The following is a 5,735-nucleotide window of genomic DNA, read 5'->3' as shown; positions in this document are numbered from 1 at the left end:
TTTTGCTTCCATTTGATCGTTCCATTTCTTCTCCATGTGTTTCACGCGTGACAGTGCTTCCCCATCTATTGGCCCTTCTTCAATTACTTCTAAATTATCTAATAATGCGTATCCATCTGGGGAAGATATTTTAAACATGACCCAAATCCCTATATTTGTATTATAATCTACTTCACCTGTATCAATATGGAACTTAAACTGATGAGAATCTTGACAGACTATCTGTTTTTTCCCTGGCATACACTGACGAGCATCAGATGTGTAAGAAGGCGTAAAAGCTGACATTGGATTATAATATCCTACATTCCCATTTGGATACGGTTGTTGTTCACCATCATATAATTCATTACAAACAGGCCTAGAAGATACATACGGGATATCAAATGGTACATTCATGACTGTATCTAAGCGTGAAACCACTAGTTCTACATCTTTACTACTTCCTACAAATCCCCTTACTAGGTAACGTGTATACGGTTTTAATTTTGATTCATCAATTTTTTGGTAAATGTATGTTGGAAATATCGTTAAGTATATGTCTCGCGCCCCAGATATATTCAGATAATTTCCTTTAAAAGTAGAATTATCCGACTGAATGTACATATGATCACTTGTAGTCCATCCATGAAATACATCTTCAAAATCACCATTTTGAAGCAAATTTCGAGACTGACTAAGGTATTTTGCATGTTTTACTTGATCCCATAACATCAGTTTTTCTTTTGAATATTGTTCATCTGACATACATTCTATAGCATTAGCCACTTGATCTATTTCATAATCTGTCGTTTCTAGCTTTAACCTATTTTTCGCACCACTTGTAAACATAGGGTTCACGACCTTTCTCGCTTACTTTTTAACAGCCATACTATCTATTTTAGTAAGAACTTTGTTTTAATTAACAAATAAATCATTCACTATTTTCTGTGTTTTTTCTATATTTTGCTTCTCTGTATAATCTAATACAGATTGAGTGATTGGAATAAATTCGATTTTGTCAATATATATATTATATGAATGATTTGGTGTACCATATAAGGTCATTAATAAAGTGTCTTCTCCTTCAAATGTTTTATTTGGAACTGTTCTTGGAAATGTTACATATCCAAAATCTGCATATGTTAAATCTGTAGCATTTGGGTTTTGGCGGGAAGTGGTACTAGGGAGCTCCACACTTATAGTATCTATTCCGGTTAAGAATACTGTTGTCTTTGGAGCATTAGTAGCATAACGAATACGTACTTGATATTGTCGAGAAACATTTTTTAAAAATCTAACTCTAAAATCCATACTATCTTTAAGAATTACCAAGTCTCCACCTGTGTGACCAGGACCTTTCACAATTTTCGAATCAGAACTTACCTTCAAAGCTTTTAGAGCGTGGATTTGGGTGATGTTATCTAAATCTATTGTATTTTGGAAATCAACACTAGTATGTGTCCAACTAAATGCAACTCTTCTTCTTTCTCTAACTACTGAAAATATATAATTATCAGTTTTTATATACGATAGAGTATGACCATATTCTTTATTTTTCCATGTTTGTTTTGGAATCATATAAGAATCAGTTCTTTTATAATTATTTTCTATTGTTGAATTGGATGAATATCGAAATACTTCACTGCTATTCGAAAAAAATATCATTTCATATATTATATCTGAGTACTCTCTATGTCTGACAATTTCGACCTTATCAATAGGTTTGTTTCTATAAAAAGGAAATACTTTGGATGTGTCTTGAGAAATAATATTTCCATGAACCGCTCCCCAGATTATGTTGCGATCATCATTAGTATGTGTAAAGGCCATCTGGTTACCTGTAAAAGAAAAAATATCATAAGGATCAAGAATGTCTCGAGAATTTCTTGTGTAAAAACGCCCTTGGTTTATCCAAGTAAATAATGTAGGATTTCTAGTTAATCCATTTTCTAGTTCTGTTATGGTTCTAAATGTATCTGAATTAACATTCGTATAAACTTCTCTGATAAGTTCAGATTTAACTCCTATTGGATATTTTTCTGGGTCATAATTTGGAAAAATAGCAATAAGATCTAACACAGTTAGAGTCATTTCTAAACGGTAAGTATTATACATATTCCATGTTGCGTTAGTATTAGTTCTAATCATAGTTAGTCCTGCATTGTACGTTTGTATACAATAGTCAGTATATTCTTGTATTTTACGTTTTAAATAGCCCTGATAGTAATTAGATGAATTGAAAGTACTTGGATTTATACCTTGATTTTGCAGCCATATATTGTAATAGGTAGCAGCATGTTTTAATAAATTCAAGTGCCAAGTAGCTATTTGTGCATATGCAGGGAGTGTTGGTATTCGATAGCTAGCATTATTTTTTAACATATCTAAATCTTTATCTATTATAGGTTCTAAGGTAGTAAAGAGATCATGTACTGCTTTAGCATTAGCGTGTGTACGTGCTGGCTCCCATTTATCGAAAAATTCTTGATATTTATCAAGTTGATTTTTTATAGGTGTTACGATAGAAGTTAGTACATTAATTATGTTTTTATCTATTTCTTGTATAGGCCTTCCTCCGATGTTTAACAAATCCTGCCAAACATTTGCAGGGTCAGATCCTTGCCAAAAGATCGGCAACAAAGTCCCAAAAGATATTATACCTGCAGCTAAGACAGGGGCAGCAAAAGCTCCTAACATAGTTCCTACTACAATAATACCTGCACTAACTCCAACAATAGTTTCAGAACTAGCAAAATTCCCCGCATTATTGCCATATTGTTGATTATCTTGACACACATTGAGCCAATCTTTGTAATTCGTGTTTTTCAGTGGTTGATTTGGCTTATTTGCTAATGGATATCTAGAATAGTTATTAGACTTGCTAAAACCATTGGATGGAGCATTGAATATTTCATATTCATTCTTATTTTGATATGGATTCATATCTATTCCTCCCATACTCAAATTAGACACAACTCTTTTCTGTTGCAACAAAGATTATTTTAAAGCATTTTTTAATTCATATGACTTAACAAGAACCTATCTGTACATAATTTATCATTTTCGCAAATCCTATAGATATTCCTTCCTATGTAGTGATTGATCATTCTTTTTTCAATATGTCTTATGCATTTTAAAGTATTCGTAATTTTCTATATGTATTCCTGTTACATCTTTTCTACAAATAACCTCATCATTTTCCGACAATCAACCTTTACATTTCCCAAAAATATATCAAATCACCTCCTATCCCCCTTCAACATCCTCAAATTCTTCTATAAGCGTTTTGAGTCCAACCATAGTAGAGAGTACAGAAAAACAGGACATCTTGGATGGAAGATATCCTGTTCACATTGTTTGTCTCACTTCATAATACCAGCCCTTCTCATCCATCCACGTTCTAACTCCAGACCACAGCGGTTCATAAACCCCTCCTGTTTGCACAAAGGTATCCATTTCCCTACTTCACCCTTAGAACCTATCTAGAATCTTTTTAATAAAATCACCACAGATGCCAATAAGCAACTCTGTCTACTATTTTCAAGTGTTTACTCACAGTTCTTCCGTAGTCTGCGGTAGTTTTCTAACCAAGAAAAAGTTTGTTCCACAATCCAGCGTTTCGGTAGCAGGATGTTTTTGCCCATTCCACGAAAAAGGAGACTGTAGGGAAAATGTGCTGAGGAGAATGCTACATGAGATATTTTAAAGGAAAACAGTTCAAGAAAGACATTATTTTAGTAGCCATTGGCTATTACTGTCGTTTTTCTTTAAGCTATCGTGATGTATCTGAGATTTTTCAGGAACGTGGTGTGTCAGATCATCCCACAACGATCATGCGTTGGGTTCATGAATATGGCCAGCTAATCTATCGAATATGGAAGAAAAAAAACAAATCGGCACTCCATACTTGGCATTTAGATGAGACGTATATCAAAGTCAAAGGAGAATGGTGTTATTTATACCGCGCGATTGATAGTGATGGACATACACTGGACTTTCAAGTTTGAAAAACACGTAATCCATCAAGCTGCTTATGCCTTTATGAAAAGATTGGTCAAACATTTTGGAGAACCATCGGTTCTTACGACAGACAAGGCCCCAGCTTTACTTTGTGCATTCAAAAAATTACAGAAAGCTGAGTATTATGTACATACCAATCACTGTACCATTAAATATCGTAATAATCTTATTGAACAAGATCATCGACATATCAAACGTCGGTTTGTGAAATCAGCTGGATTTCAAACTCCTCGTCATGCTTCTCGTACCATAAAAGGAATCGAAACGATTCAGGCTATATATAAACAGAGGCGAAATTTCCAAACAAATCTTGCCTTTTCAGTGTACAATGAATTACAACAATCAATGGCCACTGCATAAGTTATTCCCCTTATTTATCCACCCATTTATAATTTTTTTCAAACTTTGCAACAGAACCATTGATATCATCCTGCACGGTTTTTCTTAGATTAATAAAAAAAGAATTTTAAAACATTATTATCCCTTCCTTTTCTAATCTATTTTAAATAACTTAATCATTCTCTCCTGTTTTGCCTTGAATTTCTATGATCTTTTTAAAATATTATTCTTACTTTAAACAATAAAAAATCTCACCTCCACAATCAAATACGCATTATACGCTTGATTCCTGAGGCGTGATTATTGCGGTACCACTCAGTTTCTCTATTTCCTCACGGTAAATAAACTCAATAAGTCCTATGACTTTAGTTCGATAACGAGAACCAAATCGTTGCTTTCTACTGGGCACAATTTTCACTCTTTCAAAAGCAAAGCTCCGAGACTACCTTCAAAGAGGCCTAATAATCGTTCTTTCAGCCAGTGGAACGAATCTCTGTATATTACATATGTATCTTAAAAAACACCCTTATCTTTCTTCTAACTTAAGTTTATGGCAAGGTGCCTTGATAGCTCAATTTTTCTATGTTTTATATAATTTTCTACTTAAAGCATTAAGATTTTAATAATTTATTTAAAAAGCACATATATCGCTATTACGCTAACAAAATTAAATTTTCTTAAAATGAAAAAACACGCTATTTTTTATGTAAAATCATAGGAAAGGAAGGTGTGTTTTATGTCTGTTTTATGTCTGTTTCTGTGTATGGGGTACAACCGAGATACGTGTAAAAATAGGTCATTTTTATATATTCTTTTCCAAAAAATATTTTTCTGTGACATTTGCAACATAAATGCTCCTTGTTATTACAATTTGATCCGTCCTGATGCGGTATAATATGGTAAAATATTTTTTGTAAAAAGGAGAAATGTTTAATGGGAGTTTTTATAGCATTGTTAGTAACTAGCTCTATTTTATTATTAGCTTAGGTTGTAGGTGAAAGAGAAACACAAAAATAATATTTTATATTTATGGGTAATTATAATTGTAAAAAAAGCTGGCATTAATCCAGCTTTTTTGTTTTTGAATCTATTATCACTCATCCTAATCACACAAATGAAATAAAATGTTTTCAGTAACTAATGAATGATTAGGGTTAACCCATAATAGACAATTTACTTAATAAAAATAGACGAAACCACAGAAACAATATTTATAAGCTCAATAAATCCAATATAGAAATAAAGGTAAGGATACGGTCTATTCTTACACGTATCTCGGCTGTACCCCGAAATAATCCCGAAGTATTAAGATTTGAAATCGATTGTTGATTTCCCTGCATATTCTTTCCCTCATTTTGTTTGATGAAAATCTATTTTCAAATCCTAAATCAGTTCAT

General features: G+C 32.7%; 1 protein-coding gene and 2 pseudogenes. 1 reads left to right on the top strand and 2 read right to left on the bottom strand.

The features are described from left to right. Window positions 1-828, bottom strand: a pseudogene (locus ASE54_RS26915) (pesticidial crystal protein); the annotation flags it as partial. Window positions 829-894: 66 nt separating this feature from the next. Beyond that, window positions 895-2,922 carry an insecticidal delta-endotoxin Cry8Ea1 family protein gene (locus ASE54_RS26910; RefSeq protein WP_001070502.1) on the bottom strand — a complete coding sequence of 676 codons (2,028 nt, stop codon included), beginning with the start codon at window positions 2,920-2,922 and terminating at the stop codon, window positions 895-897. A 749-nt stretch (window positions 2,923-3,671) separates the two neighbouring features. Here ASE54_RS26910 and ASE54_RS26905 point away from each other — a divergent pair. Then, window positions 3,672-4,359: pseudogene (locus ASE54_RS26905) on the top strand (IS6 family transposase). Window positions 4,360-5,735 lie beyond the last annotated feature (1,376 nt).

This window comes from Bacillus sp. Root131, from assembly GCF_001429475.1.
In the GTDB taxonomy this organism is placed as follows: Bacteria; Bacillota; Bacilli; order Bacillales; family Bacillaceae_G; genus Bacillus_A; species Bacillus_A thuringiensis_S.
Note: the sequence above shows the minus strand (reverse complement) of the source record. Positions and strands in the feature narration are given on the sequence as shown.

Coding starts and splice junctions, on each gene's coding strand:
- ASE54_RS26910 (WP_001070502.1), bottom strand. CDS start 2,922: ATGAATCCATATCAAAATAAGAATGAATATGAAATATTCAATGCTCCA.